Source organism: Micromonospora sp. NPDC048898 (assembly GCF_043198035.1).
Taxonomy (GTDB): Bacteria; Actinomycetota; Actinomycetes; order Mycobacteriales; family Micromonosporaceae; genus Micromonospora.
Map to the genome: position 1 here is coordinate 287154 of NZ_JBICUF010000007.1, position 14308 is coordinate 301461.

The window sequence follows — 14308 nt, forward strand, 5'->3', positions numbered from 1 at the left end:
CGCCCCCCGGGGGGGGGTGCCCCCCCCCGGCGCCCCGCCCCCCCGCCCCCCCCCGGGGGGGGGGCCGGGGGGGGCCCCCCGCCCCCCCCGCCCCCCGGGGGGCCCCCCCCCCCCGCCTCAGGAGACCGCAAAAATCCCAGCGACACCAAGAATCACCATCACCAACACCGCTACCAGCGCACCCCGTTCGCTCTCCACCGCCGGCTCGCGGTACTCGGTCACGGGATTCGTTGTGTCGCGGGGCATGGTGTGGCCTCCTCGGCTGTTGTCGTGTCGCTTCGATGGCGTTGGCCAGGTCACCGGTCTGCCGGGCTGGCGTGCGGACCCTCGTCCCGGGTCCTACCGTGAGGACGTTGCCGACCTCCAGGGGGGCTGGACGTTGCCGTCGCAGGACTGGTTCCTCACCGCGCAGGAACGCGCCAACCCGGTGTCTGGGTTACCCGTCTGGACCACGGGAAACCTGGCCGAGCCGTTGATTCACGGTGCCGCGTACTTCGACCGGCTGGTCGACGAGGTGCGGGCGCTTCAGGCCGGTGACCACCTGTTCTTCACCGACTGGCGGGGTGACCCGGACCAGCGGCTGCGCCCCGACGGCCCGACCGTGGCCCAGCTCTTCGCCCAGGCCGCCCAGCGCGGCGTGGTGGTCAAGGGCCTGATCTGGCGCTCACACCTCGACGTGCTGGCCTACAGCGAGGCGGAGAATCGCGACCTCAGCGAGACGATCTCCGCAGCCGGCGGTGAGGTGCTGCTCGACCAGCGGGTCCGGCGCGGCGGCTCGCACCACCAGAAGCTCGTGGTGCTGCGACACCCGGGCGCACCCGACCGGGACGTCGCGTTCGCCGGGGGGATCGACCTGTGCCACAGCCGGCGCGACGACGCCGCTCACCACGGCGACCCGCAGCCGGTGCAGATGTCACAGCGGTACGGGCCCAACCCGCCCTGGCACGACGTGCAGCTCGCGGTGCGCGGTCCGGTGGTCGGCGCGCTGGACACGCTGTTCCGGGAACGCTGGACCGACCCGATGCCGCTGGACTCGGAGAACCCGGTGGCCTACCTGCGGGACCGGTTGCGCGGCGCGGACCTGCGGCCGGACCCGCTGCCCGAGCAGCCCGCCGACCCGCCGGAGTGTGGTCCGCACCAGATCCAGGTGCTGCGCACCTACCCCGCCGTCCGCCCGCGTTACTCGTTCGCACCCGACGGCGAGCGGACCGTGGCCCGGGGTTACACCAAGGCGGTACGCCGCGCCCGCCGACTCATCTACCTGGAGGACCAGTACCTGTGGTCGTCCGAGGTGGCGGACCTCTTCGCGCACGCGCTGCGCGACAACCCGGAGCTGCACCTGATCGCCGTGGTGCCCCGGCACCCGGACGTGGACGGCAGGTTGGCGCTGCCACCGAACATGGTCGGCCGCGAGCAGGCGCTGTCGCTGTGCGAGCGGGCCGCACCGGACCGGGTGCACGTGTTCGACCTTGAGAACCACACCGGCAACCCGGTCTACGTGCACGCGAAGGTGTGCGTGGTCGACGACGTCTGGGCCAGCGTGGGCAGCGACAACTTCAACCGCCGATCCTGGACGCACGACAGCGAGTTGTCCTGCGCGGTGCTCGACGACACCCTCGACCAGCGGGAGCCCACCGACCCGGCCGGCCAGGGCGACGGTGCGCGCGTCTTCGCCCGGGACCTACGACTTCGTCTGTGGCGCGAGCACCTGGACCGGGACCCGGACGGCGCGGACGACGCCGACCTGCTCGACCCGGCGGACGCCGTCGCGGCCGTCACGGCCGCCGCCGACGCGCTCCAGCAGTGGTACGACGACGGCCAGGTGGGCGAGCGACCGCCCGGCCGGCTGCGCCCGCACCGCCCCGAGCGGCTGCCGTGGTACACCCGCGCCTGGGCGTTGCCGGTGTACCGGCTGGTCTACGACCCGGACGGCAGGCCGCTGCGGGCGAGGCTGGCCGGCACCTGGTGAGCCGGCCGGGTCGACTCCGCCGTGGCGGGGACCGGGTGCACGCTCAGCCCACCGGGGTAGGCGAACGAGGAGCGCGGCGAGTAGTAGCCGAAGCCGATGGTCAGCGGGTTGGCCGGGCGGAGCGCGTACAGCGGGTGCCCGGGTTGGAGGAACTCCACCCACTCGACCTCGAAGGGGGCGACCGGCTCGGCGACGAACGGGTAGACCGAGCTGAGTAGCTGGCCGTCGCGGCGGGTGAAGTAGCGGTGGTGCCCGCTGCTGATCGCGTGGCCGGTCTCCCCGACTCGGCACCGGGCCCGGATCAGCGTCGTCCCGTCGATCTCCGTCTCGGAGAGCAGCACCTCGCCACTCACCTCGATCCGGGTCCGGCCGGTGCACACCGGGGCACCGCGAGCGGCGGCGTAGTCACGGACCCGCCGGCTGGAGGCCACGTAGGTGGTCCACCAGCCGCCCGCGTTGAGGCCGCCGGGTGCGTCGACGCCGAGCAGCGAGACGCCGAGGTAGGTGAGTGAGTACGCGCCGAAGCCGGAGGTCTGCGTCTCGTCCTCGACGACGTACTGGTTGAGGAACACCTGGTGGTCGGGGCGGGGGCACAGGCCGGGCGGGACCAGTGCGGCGACCGCGTCCGGGTCGGCCGGAACCCAGCTGAAGTAGAGCGTGCGGCTGTTCACGACGAGCTGGGGAGCGGCGGGATCGAGCACGGTGCCTCCGAACCGGATGTGTACACGCGACGCTACGGCCGGTCCCGCCAGCGGAACAACGACGGATAGTCGACACTCCTGTCCACATGTCGGATTTCGTATTGACCCAATGGTCGAGCCGGAAGGGCTGACCGGACGAGCCGACTGCCGGGCGGCGGCGAAGGTGGCGCAGAAACGGGTAAGGGTGATCACAACCCTGCCAATCCGCGCCCCATTTGCACCTTCCATGCCTCGACACACCTTAAGTACATCAACCTTTCGGCTAGATTTCCGGGAGACGATCAGGTTAAGGTGAGTCCCGAACGGCCCATTGAAAGCTAAACCAAAGTGCCACACCTTTTTGTCCGCGGACGAGGTGCAGGGAGGACCACCCATGACCGCGCCAACGATCACCGAGCAGCCGAGCACCACAGCCAAGGCCACCACCAAGCTCGACCCGCGCGCTCTCACCGACAGCGCCGCCGATCTGCTCAACGCCATGGCCGCGCTGCCCGCCAACCACCCGTCGCGGGCCGCCCTGCGGGACCGGGCGATCGAGGCCTGGCTGCCGCTGGCCAACCACCTGGCCCACCGCTACAGCGGGCGCGGCGAGCCGACCGACGACCTGGCCCAGACCGCCGCGGTCGGCCTGATCAAGGCCATCGACAAGTTCGACCCGTCCCGCGGTGTCGACTTCGCCGGGTACGCGATCCCCACCATCATCGGCGAGCTCAAGCGGCACTTCCGGGACCGCACCTGGGACATCCGGGTGCCCCGCCGGCTCCAGGAGCTGCGGCTGGCCATCTCCGACGCCAACAGCTCGCTCCTGCAGACCCTCGGCCGCTCGCCGACGGTCGCCGACATCGCCGCCCACCTCAAGCTCACCGAGGAAGAGGTGCTGGAGGGCCTGGAGGGTGCCCGCGCCTACAACGCGGTGTCGCTGTCCACCCCGACCGGTGACGGCGAGCGCGCCACCGAGCTGGGCGACATGCTCGGCGGCGAGGACAACGAGTTCGAGTTGGCGGAGCTGCGGGTCGCCCTCGGCCCGGCGCTGGCCACCCTCGACGAGCGCGAGCAGAAGATCCTGACGCTGCGCTTCTACGGCAACCTGACCCAGTCGCAGATCGCCGACCAGATCGGTGTCTCGCAGATGCACGTCTCGCGGCTGTTGACCCGGGCGCTGACCAAGCTGCGCGGGCAGCTCGACGGCACCTACTGAGCCAGTCACGGCAGAGGGCCGGGTCGACGGACCCGGCCCTCTGCCGTACCCCCGTTGTCACGCACGCGTGACACGTGCGGAGGTCCCTTCCGCACGTCGGTGGTGGGGTCAGCGGTCGGCCGGCTGCCGCCACATCGGCCAGAACGGTGTGCCGTCGGGCACCCGGAACGGCTCGCCGGCCAGGTAGCCGTGCTTCGCGTACAGGTCCCGGCTGCGCGGGCTGCTCGCCTCGACGTACGCCGGCATCCCGTTGTCGTCCAGCCAGGCGTGGTGATGCCGCATCAGCGCGCTGCCCAGCCCCTGCCCCTGCCGGCCCGGCTGGGTCGCCAGGAAGGCCAGGTGGTGGTGGTCCGGGTGCGGGTGGTTCGCCGCGAACAACTCGTCGAGATGCTGGAACCGGTCGGTCCACTCGCCGCAGGCGGCGGCCAGTCGGGCGTCGTAGTCCTCCGGCGGCGGAGCGGGCTCGCCGACCGACGGAAACCACACCGCGACCGAGGCCCGGTCCGCGGTGGCGTGGACTATGCCGTGCCGCATCGCGTGCCCGACCAGGATCTCGAAGTCCCCGGCCAGCACGGCCTCCCGCTTGCTCGCGTCGGGCACCAGCCAGTACGTCACCCTCAGGGCGGTGAACGCCTCGGCGATCCGGTTGGCCACGAGGGTGGTCTCCTCCGGCCCGAGTCGCTCGATGGTCACGCTCATCGGGTCACCCCCACCATGGCCGGCGTCTCCGGCTTGACGGTGGCGCTCGCCGCGCCGAGGCCGATCCGGGCGTACGTGTCCGGTCGGTTGCCGCGCAACACCAGCGCCCAGCCGATGCCCAACAGCGCCGCCACCGGGTAGACGGCGGGCAGTGCCCAGCGCAGGGTGGAGTCCGGCGCGACGCCGAGCAGGTTGGCGAAGTTCGACACGGCCAGCCAGATGATCACGAAGAGCGCGATGGTGGCCAGGCCGGGAGCGATGGCCCGCCGCCAGAGGTTCTCGCCGCCGCCCGAGCGGGCGAAGTAGACGATCACCGCCACCGAGGTGGTGGCGATCAACAGCAGGACGCCGAACCCGCCGGTGGTGCCGCCCCAGAAGAACAGCTGGACCACCGGGTCCCAGCCGTTGACCGCGTACAGCAGAATGACCGCGAGACCGAGGACGCTCTGCGCCAGCGAGGCGGCCCGTGGCGCCCCGCTGCGGGGCGAGGTCTGCCCGAACACCGCCGGCAGCACCCGCTCCCGACCGAGCGCGAAGGCGTAGCGGGCCGTGGTGTTGTGGAACGAGATCATCGCGGCGAGCACCGAGGTCAGGAAGAGCACCTGCCCGATGGTGACGGCGGTGTCGCCGAGGTGCGCGGCGGCCAGGTTGAAGATCAGCCCGACGCTCTGCTCGCCGGCCTCGGCGACGATCTGGTCCGGCCCGACGGCGACAGTCATGGTCCACGACGACAGCGCGTAGAGCCCGGCGATGATCACCACCGAGAGGTACGTCGCGAGCGGCACCGTCCGCTTCGGGTCCTTGCTCTCCTCGCTGAAGACCACTGCGGACTCGAAGCCGACGAAGCCGAGGATGGCCAGCACCAGCACCGCTCCGACGCCCGGCACGAAGAGGTTGTCCGGCGAGAACGTGGCGAAGCTGACCTGGTCGCCGGCCGGGTTGCCGAGCTGCCCCAGGTCGAAGACGAGGATCACGACGATCTCGGCGACCAGCAGCGCGGCCAGGACCATCCCGTTGATGTCCACCCGGAGCAGGCCGAGCAAGCCGACCAACGCCCACGCCACCACGGCCACGACGGCCCAGTGCGGGTGCCCGCCGAAGAGCCGGTCGAGCACCGGCTCGGCCGCCACACCGATGGTGCCGTACAGACCGACCTGCAACGCGTTGTACGCGACCAATGCGACCCAGGCCGCGCCGACGCCGGCCGGTCGGCCCAGTCCGCGGGAGATGTAGGCGTAGAAGGCCCCGGCGTTCTCCACCCGCCGCGACATCGCCACGTAGCCCACCGAGAACAGGGCCAGCACCGCGGCCACCAGCAGGAAGGCCAGCGGGATGCCGGTCACCCCGATGACGCCGTAGCCGGTGGTGACGACGCCGGCCACCACGGTCAGCGGCGCGGCGGCGGAGAGCACGAAGAAGATCACCGAGGGGATGCCGAGGCGGCCTCGGGCCAGGGCTTCGGAGACGTTGCTGGGTCTGTCGACTGTCGATGTCGGGGGCATACGACTACTCCGGTTGTCGAGGGGAGGGTAGGGGTTACCGGGGGGTCAGGGGAGGCCGCGCAGCACGGCGGCGCCGACGGCCGCTTCGGTGTGTCCGACGAGTTCCTTCAGGGGTGCCGGCAACGCGGGGATGAGGACGTTCAACCGGTGGTGCGCGCGGGGGCCGGCGCTCCACAGCACCTCGCGGGTCAGCCCGGCGGACACGACCAGGCCCAGCAACAGCGCGTCCGGGACACTCGGCGGGTCCGGCCGGTCCAGCAGGGCGCGCAGTCGGGTGGCCGGCCAGGCCACCGCGTTCAGGTCGATCGGCAGGTAGGTGACCGAGGTGCGCAGCAGCCGGCGGCTCTCCTGGCGGCGCAGCACCCCGGCGCGGGCCAGCCGCTCCCCCACCGAGGCCGTCGCGGTCTGCGCCAGGAAGCTGAGCCAGGTACGCAGTTCCTGGTGTTGGGACTCGCCGATGAGCTGGTCGAGCACGGTGTGCGCGAGGGCGTCGGCCGGCGGACGCCTGTCGATGACGGTGACCCGTCCGGCCGCGACGTGGATGTGTCCGTAGATGAGCAGCTCGCCGAGCAGCCCGCCGGCCAGTCCGAGGCCGGTCGCCGCCGGGTGCAGTTTGGCCTTGCCACGACTGTCGTTGTGCGCGATCAGAAAGAACTCGTCGGCGATGAGCAACGGCCCTCCCGCACAGGTGTGTCCACAGTGATCGCGACCGGGAAAGGATGCACCGACAGCTACTGCAACGCAACTCCCAGATTTGAAAGTTGCACTGAGTGCATGTGCGACCTGCGGATCTTGTCGTGGCAGACTCGGACGGTGACCGCCACCCCCACCACCGGGCCCACCGCCAGCCCGACCGTGCGCCGTCGACGCATCGCCCGGGAACTCCGCCAGCTACGGGAACGCGCGGGCATGACCCTCGATGTGGCCGCCCGTCAGCTCGACATGTCCAAGAGCAACCTCTCCCGGATCGAGACCGCGCAGATCGGCATCAAGCCACGCGACGTCCGGGCGGCGCTCGCGCTGTACCAGGTGACCGGATCGGACGCCGAGGCGCTCATCGAGATCGCCCGCGGGGCCCAGCAACGCGGCTGGTGGCAGAGCTACAGCGACGTGCTGCCCGAGTGGTTCGAGTTCTACGTCGGGCTGGAGGCCGAGGCCGCGGCGCTGCGCACGTACGAGGCCGAGTCGGTGCCCGGGCTGCTGCAGACCGAGGCGTACGCCCGGGAGATCTTCCGGCGCACCGCTGGCGAGGACGGCCTGGAACGCAAGGTCGCCGCCCGACTGCGCCGACAGGAGGTGCTGCGCCGCGACGACCCGGTCCACCTGTCGGTGGTGCTGAACGAGGCGGTGCTGCTGCGCCCGGTGGGCGGCACCGCGGTGATGGCCGATCAGTTGGTCCACATGAGTCGCATCGCGCAGTTACCGAACGTGACAATTCAGGTACTTCCATTCGCGTCCGGCGGCCATCCCGCGATGAGCACCCCGTACGTGCTCCTCAACTTCGCCGACACCGCCGACGCGTCAGTGGTTTACCTGGATAACCTATCGATGGGACTGGCGCTGGAGGATGTCGACCAGGTGCTCCGGTATAGCCTTCTCCACGAGGAGCTGTGCCGTCTGGCGCTCGATCCGGCGGCATCGTTGATCCGCCTGGAGGACGCTTCTCGTTACTTTGCGTGACCGCTTCGGCGGCATGCCGACGCAGACGAGGGGTACCGCGGATGACGGCGCACGACCTGACCCGACTGGACTGGCGCACCAGCACGCGCAGCAGCGGCAACGGCAACTGCGTGGAGGTCGCGACGGCCGATGGCCGGGTCGCCGTCCGGGACAGCAAGGACCGTTCCGGTCCCGCGCTCGCCTTCGGCCCGACGGCCTGGCGGGCCTTCGTGCGCGGCGTCGGCGAGGTCCGTCGCCCCTGAGCCGCCCGCACCGGTGCGAGACTGGGCCGTGCTCTCCGACGTAACCCTGGACCTGCCGGTGCGCCCGGTGCTGCCGGCGCTGGTCGCGGCACTCGACGCGGCCGGGGCCGGTGTCCTGGTCGCCCCGCCCGGCACCGGCAAGACCACCCTCGCACCGTTGGCCGTGGCCGACCGGGTGAGCGGTCGGGTGGTGATCGCGCAGCCCCGCCGGGTGGCCGCGCGCGCAGCCGCCCGCCGGATGGCCGAGCTGCTCGGCGAGCGGGTCGGCGACCGCGTCGGCTACGCGGTGCGCGGCGAGCGCCGGGTCGGCCCGACCACGCGGGTGGAGGTGGTCACCACCGGCCTGCTGGTCCGCCGGCTGCACCACGACCCGGAGCTGCCCGGCACGGGCGCGGTGCTGCTCGACGAGTGCCACGAGCGGCAACTCGACGCCGACCTGGCGCTGGCCTTCACCGTGGAGGCGCGGGCCACCCTTCGCCCGGACCTGTGGCTGCTGGCGATGTCCGCGACCCCGGACACGGACCGCTTCGCCACGCTGCTCGGCGGGTCCGCCCCGGCCCCGGTGGTCCGGGCCGACTCGGCGCTGCACCCGGTCGAGCGGATCTGGGCGCCGCCACCGCGCCCGATCGCCCCGTCCGGAGCCGGGCCGGTGGATCGGGCACTGCTCGACCACGTGGCCGCCATCGTCCGGCGGGCGCTGGCCGGGAGTGCCGGTGACGTGCTGGTCTTCCTGCCCGGGGCCGGCGAGATCGCGGCGGTCGGCGGCCGGCTGGCCGACCTGCGGGACACCGTCGCGCTGCTGCCGCTGCACGGTCGGCAACGCGGCTCCGAGCAGGACGCGGCCCTGCGCCCCGCCGATCGCCGCCGGGTCGTACTGGCCACCGCGCTGGCCGAGACCAGCCTGACCGTGCCGGGCGTACGGGTGGTGGTGGACGCCGGGTTGTCCCGGGTGCCCCGCATCGACCTCGCCCGTGGGCTGGGCGCGCTCGTCACCGTGCCGGTCTCCCGAGCCGCTGCCACCCAGCGGGCGGGCCGGGCCGGCCGGGAGGCCCCCGGCTACGTCTACCGCTGCTGGTCGGCCGCGACCCACGAGCGGCTGCCCGCCCGAGCCGAGCCGGAGATCGCCACCGCCGACCTGACCGGCTTCGCACTGGAGCTGGCCGCCTGGGGCTCGCCGGACGGCGTCGGGCTCGCGCTGCCCGACGCGCCACCGGCTGCCGCGCTCACGGTGGCCCAGGACACCCTGCGCACCCTGGGCGCGGTCGACGTCGACGGTCGGATCACCGCGCGCGGGCGGGCGATCGCCGCCGCCGGCGCGCACCCACGGCTGGCCCGGGCGCTGCTCGACGGCGCCGGTCGGGTCGGCGCCGACCGGGCGGCCGAGGTGGTCGCCCTGCTCGCCGAGGAGAGCGCGGCCGGCCCCGGTGACGACCTGGTCGCCGGCTGGCGTCGGCTGCGCGCCGGCGTCGACGCGGGCGCGACCGCCCGGTGGCGCACCGAGGTACGCCGGCTGCGCGCCGCGTTGCCCTCACCGACCGCCGCCCCCGGCACGGCCAGCGCCGAAGCGAGCCCCACACGCCGCCGGACCGAGCGCGACCGGACCGCGGCCGACCCCGCCACGGCCAACCGCGCGCAAGGGCACCGGGCTGACCGCACGGGTGGCCTGAGTGACGATCTCGCCGCCGGGTTGCTCGTCGGTCTGGCGTACCCGGAGCGGTTGGCCCGGGTGCGGCGGCCGGGCGGCTCGGCGTACCTGATGACCGGCGGGACCGCCGCGGAGCTGGCGGCCGGGTCGGGGCTGGCCGGGTCCGACTGGCTGGCGGTGGCCGTCGCGGACCGCACCCCCGGCGCGCCGTCGGCCCGGATCCGCCGGGCCGCGCCGGTGGACGAGGCGACGGCCCGGGAGGCGGCCGGGCCGCTGCTGCGCACGAGCCGCGAGGTCGGCTGGTCCGACGGCGACGTGGTGGCCCGGGAGGTGACCCGACTGGGCGCGATCGAGTTGCTCCAGCGGCGACTGGACCGGCCGGAACGGACGGAGGTGGCGGCGGCGGTGCTGACCGGCCTTCGCCAGGAAGGGTTGGGGCTGCTGACCTGGACGCCGGCCGCGCGGGCACTGCGCGAACGTCTCGGGTTCCTCCGGCACCACCTGGGCGCACCGTGGCCGGAGGTCGGCGACGAGGCGTTGCTCGACGCCGCGCCGACCTGGCTGGGCCCGGAGTTGACCGGGGCCCGGCGGCGGGCCGACCTGGCCCGGGTGGACGTGACCTCGGCGCTGCGCCGGCTGCTGCCCTGGGCGCAGGCCGCCCGCCTGGACGAGCTCGCCCCGGAGCGGATCGAGGTGCCGAGCGGCTCCCGGGTGCGGGTGGACTACACCGACCCGGCCGCACCGGTGCTCGCGGTGAAGCTTCAGGAGACGTTCGGCTGGTCGACGGCCCCCCGTCTCGGTGCCGGGCGGACGCCGGTGCTGCTGCACCTGCTCTCCCCCGCGGGCCGGCCGGTGGCGGTCACCGCCGACCTGGAGTCGTTCTGGCGTACCGGCTACCCGCAGGTGCGCGCCGAGTTGCGCGGGCGCTATCCCCGGCACCCGTGGCCGGAGGACCCCGTAACGGCGACGCCCACCCGACGCGTCACGCCACGCCGACGGTGAGCGCCGGCCCTACTCCTGCAGGACGTCGGCCACCACGACACTCACGTTGTCCGGTGCGCCGGCGTGCAGTGCCAGATCGATCAGCTTGGCCGTGCACGCCGTCCGATCGGGATAGTCCCGGAGCACCTCGGCGAGGGTGTCCGGGCGGACGACGTTGGAGAGCCCGTCGCTGCACAGCAGCCACCGGTCGCCGACGCGGGGCACCATCGTCGAGTAGGACGGGGTCACCTCGTCACCCTGTAGGGCCTGGGTGACGACGGCCCGGCGCGGATGGCTGCTGGCCTGGTCCGCGGTGATCACGCCCTGGTCCACCAACATCTGGACGAACGTGTCGTCCCGGGTGACCTGCTTGAGCACGCCCTCGCGGAACAGGTAGGCCCGGGAGTCGCCGACGTGCGCGAGGGCCAGGCAACTGCCGGTACGGGCGAAGAGCAGGGCGGTCAGTGTGGTGCCCATGCCCTGGCGCTCGGGATCCTCGGCGACCGCCTGCCGGATCCGGGAGGTGGCCAGCGCGATGCCACCTTCGAGCGCGGCCACCAGGGCGTCCTCGGGGGTCTCCACGTCCAGCGGGGCCACCGCGTCGATGGTGAGGGCGCTGGCCAGGTCGCCGGCGGCCATCCCGCCCATGCCGTCGGCGACGGCGACGAGCCAGTCGCCGGCGTGCAGGGCGTCCTGGTTTCCGCTGCGGATCAGCCCACGGTCGCTCGTTCCCACGGAACGCAGCTTCAGGGTCATGGGAGGCAGCCTGCCAGGCGAAGGGCGCAGTTGTCTCTAGGAGATCAGGACGATGGCGCGTGGCGCGGTGAATCTCACGTCCGCACCCCGGCGTCCCGGGACGCGGCGGCCGTGGCGGTCGCCCTCGTCACGTGCCAGAAACCATCCAGTCAGATCAATTGACACGACGTGTCGCCGCTGGAAACATCGAGCCGATACCTGGGAGCGCTCCCAGGTATCGGCCACCACCACCGTCCCCCACCCGTCCGGAAGGACTCCCCGTGACGAGATCCCGACGCCGCCTCCTGTTGGCCGCGGCGACCACCCTGGCCCTCACTGGCGCGGGCGCCGGCGCGGCCCACGCCGAGCCACCACCGGACGCCCCCGAGCAGATCGACAACGGCGACTTCAGCGAGGGAGTGAGCCCCTGGTTCTCCTTCGGCACCGGCGCGCTCGCGGTCACCGACGGCCAACTCTGCACCACCGTGGCGGGTGGGCTGGCCAACCCCTGGGACGCCGGCATCGGCCAGGACGGGGTGCCGCTGATCGCGGGCGCCGAATACACCCTCGGCTTCGACGTCTCCGCCTCCCCCGGCGCTGCCGTCAAGGCCGTGCTGCAACTCGGCAGCGCCCCGTACACCACGTACGCGGCAGTCGACGCCACCGCGACCGGCACCCTCCAGCGCGTCGAGCAGACCTTCACCGTCCCGGAGACCAACCCCGGCGCCCAACTGATCTTCCAGGTCGGTGGCTCCGCCCAGACGCAGACCATCTGCCTCGACGACGTCTCGCTGCGCGGCGGCGAACCGCCCGAGCCGTACGTGCCGGACACCGGGCCGCGGGTGCGCGTCAACCAGGTCGGTTACCTGCCCGGCGGCCCGAAGAACGCCACGGTCGTGACCGAGTCCACCGATCCGCTGCCCTGGCAGCTGCGCACCGGTGCCGGTGCCGTGGTGGCCAGTGGCACCACCACCGCGCGTGGTGTCGACGCCGCCTCCGGGCAGAACGTGCAGACCGTCGACTTCTCCAGCTACCGCACCCCCGGCAGCGGGCTGACGCTCACCGTCGACGGCGAAACCAGCCACCCGTTCGACATCTCCGGCACCCTCTACGACCAACTGCGCTCCGACTCGCTGCAGTTCTTCTACGCCCAGCGTAGCGGCATCGCCATCGACGGGGACCTGATCGGCGACGAGTACGCCCGCCCCGCCGGGCACCTCGGTGTGGCCCCCAACAAGGGCGACACCAACGTGCCCTGCCAGCCGGGCGTCTGCGACTACTCGCTGGACGTGCGCGGCGGCTGGTACGACGCCGGTGACCACGGCAAGTACGTCGTCAACGGCGGCATCGCCGCCTACCAACTGCTGAACACCTTCGAGCGCACCAAGACCGCGGCCACCGCCGACGGCGGCGCCGCACTCGCGGACAGCACGCTGCGGGTGCCCGAGCGGAACAACGGCGTGCCGGACATCCTCGACGAGGCCCGCTGGGAGCTGGAGTTCCTGCTGCGCATGCAGGTGCCGGCCGGCAAGCCGCTCGCCGGCATGGTCCACCACAAGATCCACGACCAGAACTGGACCGGGCTGCCGCTCGCCCCGCAGGACGACCCGCAACTGCGTGAGCTGCACCCGCCGTCGACCGCGGCCACCCTCAACCTGGCCGCCACCGCCGCCCAGTGCGCGCGGCTCTTCGCCCCCTACGACGCGGCGTTCGCGACCCGTTGCGGCACCGCCGCGAAGACGGCCTACGCCGCCGCCAAGGCCCACCCCGCGGTGTACGCCAGCCCGACCGACGGCACCGGTGGCGGCGCGTACGACGACAGCAACGTCACCGACGAGTTCTACTGGGCGGCAGCCGAGCTGTACCTGAGCACCGGTGCGCAGACCTACCTGACCGACCTGACCGCGTCGCCGCACCACACCGGTGACGTGTTCGACCCGCGCGGCTTCGGCTGGCAGAGCACGGCGGCGCTGGGCCGCCTCGACCTGGCCACCGTGCCGAGCGGGCTGCCCACCGCCGACCTCACCCGGGTCCGCGCCTCGGTCACCACCGCCGCCGACGCGTACCTCGCCGAGCTGCGCCGGCAGGCGTACGGGCTGCCGATGCCCGGCGACCCCAACAGCTACTTCTGGGGCGGCAACAGCAGCATCATCAACAACGCGATCGTGCTGGGCACCGCCTTCGACCTGACCAGCAACCCCGTCTACCGCGACGGCGCGACGCAGGCGATGGACTACGTGCTCGGCCGCAACGCCCTCAACATCTCCTATGTCACCGGGTGGGGCGAGCACGCGGCACAGAACCAGCACAGCCGGATCTTCGGCCACCAGCTCGACCCGAACCTGCCCCGCCCACCCGTCGGCTCCCTCGCCGGTGGCGCGAACGCCGCCCTCCAGGACCCGTTCGTGGCCAAGCTGCTCGCCGGCTGCGCACCGCAGTTCTGCTACGTCGACGACATCAACTCGTACTCGACGAACGAGGTGGCGATCAACTGGAACTCGGCGCTGACCTGGATCGCCTCGTTCCTGGCCGACCAGGGTGACGCCGGCGCGGTGCCGGCCACCACCTGCTCGGTGGCCTACAGCAACTACGGCACCTGGCAGGGCGGCACCGGATTCACCTCCCAGCTGACCATCCGCAACACCGGTGCCACGGCCGTCAACGGCTGGAACGTGCGCTTCGCGTTCACCGGCGACCAGCGGGTCCGCGAGGCGTGGTTGGCGAAGGTCACCCAGTCGGGTGCGACGGTGACCGCGAAGAACGAGTCACACAACGCCAAGATCAATCCTGGCGCCACTGTGACGTTCGGCTTCAACGCCACGACCTCCGGCGGTGCCAACCCGAACCCGGGCCTGATCACCGTCAACGGCAGCCCCTGCTCGCTCTCCTGAGCACGCCCAGCTGGTGGCCGCCCTCCCCCCTCGGGCGGCCACCAGCTCGGCTGGATCCGCATACC

Annotated in this window: 11 protein-coding genes; 6 read left to right on the forward strand and 5 right to left on the reverse strand. The window is 72.7% G+C overall.

Annotated elements, in window-relative coordinates; translation table 11 throughout:
- The first annotated feature begins 379 nt into the window (after nucleotides 1-379).
- A complete protein-coding gene (locus ACGFIQ_RS21050) occupies nucleotides 380-1969 on the forward strand; it encodes a phospholipase D family protein (RefSeq protein WP_393245928.1) in 1590 nt (529 codons plus the stop codon).
- Here ACGFIQ_RS21050 and ACGFIQ_RS21055 read toward each other — a convergent pair.
- Entirely contained in the window at nucleotides 1918-2670 is a 753-nt protein-coding gene (locus ACGFIQ_RS21055) for a hypothetical protein (protein WP_393245930.1), read from the reverse strand. The genes ACGFIQ_RS21050 and ACGFIQ_RS21055 overlap by 52 nt on opposite strands.
- Nucleotides 2671-3043: 373 nt before the next feature.
- Here ACGFIQ_RS21055 and ACGFIQ_RS21060 point away from each other — a divergent pair, with 373 nt between their 5' ends.
- On the forward strand, nucleotides 3044-3868 hold the full coding sequence (locus tag ACGFIQ_RS21060) for a SigB/SigF/SigG family RNA polymerase sigma factor (RefSeq protein ID WP_357069003.1): 825 nt from the start codon (nucleotides 3044-3046) through the stop codon (nucleotides 3866-3868).
- A 108-nt stretch (nucleotides 3869-3976) separates the two neighbouring features.
- Here the strand turns inward: ACGFIQ_RS21060 and ACGFIQ_RS21065 are convergent, their stop codons facing one another.
- Genes ACGFIQ_RS21065 through ACGFIQ_RS21075 form a run of 3 tightly spaced genes read right to left on the reverse strand, consistent with a single transcriptional unit; the run spans nucleotide 3977 to nucleotide 6741 of the window.
- Nucleotides 3977-4567 (reverse strand): GNAT family N-acetyltransferase, encoded by a 591-nt coding sequence (locus ACGFIQ_RS21065; protein WP_393245933.1) that lies wholly within the window; start codon nucleotides 4565-4567, stop codon nucleotides 3977-3979.
- Entirely contained in the window at nucleotides 4564-6069 is a 1506-nt protein-coding gene (locus ACGFIQ_RS21070) for an APC family permease (protein WP_393245935.1), read from the reverse strand. Before ACGFIQ_RS21070 ends, ACGFIQ_RS21065 begins: the two co-directional genes overlap by 4 nt.
- Before the next feature lie 45 nt (nucleotides 6070-6114).
- A complete protein-coding gene (locus ACGFIQ_RS21075) occupies nucleotides 6115-6741 on the reverse strand; it encodes a GPP34 family phosphoprotein (RefSeq protein ID WP_393245937.1) in 627 nt (208 codons plus the stop codon).
- 183 nt (nucleotides 6742-6924) lie between these two features.
- On the opposite strand from ACGFIQ_RS21075, the gene ACGFIQ_RS21080 reads away from it, so the two are divergent.
- From ACGFIQ_RS21080 to hrpB, 3 genes are read left to right on the forward strand one after another with little or no spacing between them, the layout of a single operon-like run.
- Complete coding sequence (locus ACGFIQ_RS21080) at nucleotides 6925-7749, forward strand: helix-turn-helix domain-containing protein (RefSeq protein ID WP_393246036.1); 825 nt, start codon at nucleotides 6925-6927, stop codon at nucleotides 7747-7749.
- Between the two features lie 41 nt (nucleotides 7750-7790).
- Nucleotides 7791-7991, forward strand: a complete 201-nt coding sequence (locus ACGFIQ_RS21085) for a DUF397 domain-containing protein (RefSeq protein WP_393245939.1) — start codon at nucleotides 7791-7793, stop codon at nucleotides 7989-7991.
- Nucleotides 7992-8019: 28 nt separating this feature from the next.
- Nucleotides 8020-10638 (forward strand): ATP-dependent helicase HrpB, encoded by a 2619-nt coding sequence (gene hrpB, locus ACGFIQ_RS21090; RefSeq protein WP_393245941.1) that lies wholly within the window; start codon nucleotides 8020-8022, stop codon nucleotides 10636-10638.
- Nucleotides 10639-10647: 9 nt separating this feature from the next.
- Here the strand turns inward: hrpB and ACGFIQ_RS21095 are convergent, their stop codons facing one another.
- A complete protein-coding gene (locus tag ACGFIQ_RS21095) occupies nucleotides 10648-11373 on the reverse strand; it encodes a protein phosphatase 2C domain-containing protein (protein ID WP_357068991.1) in 726 nt (241 codons plus the stop codon).
- A 260-nt stretch (nucleotides 11374-11633) separates the two neighbouring features.
- Between ACGFIQ_RS21095 and ACGFIQ_RS21100 the strand changes: the two genes are divergently transcribed.
- A complete protein-coding gene (locus ACGFIQ_RS21100; RefSeq protein ID WP_393245943.1) occupies nucleotides 11634-14243 on the forward strand; it encodes a glycoside hydrolase family 9 protein in 2610 nt (869 codons plus the stop codon).
- Nucleotides 14244-14308: the final 65 nt, after the last annotated feature.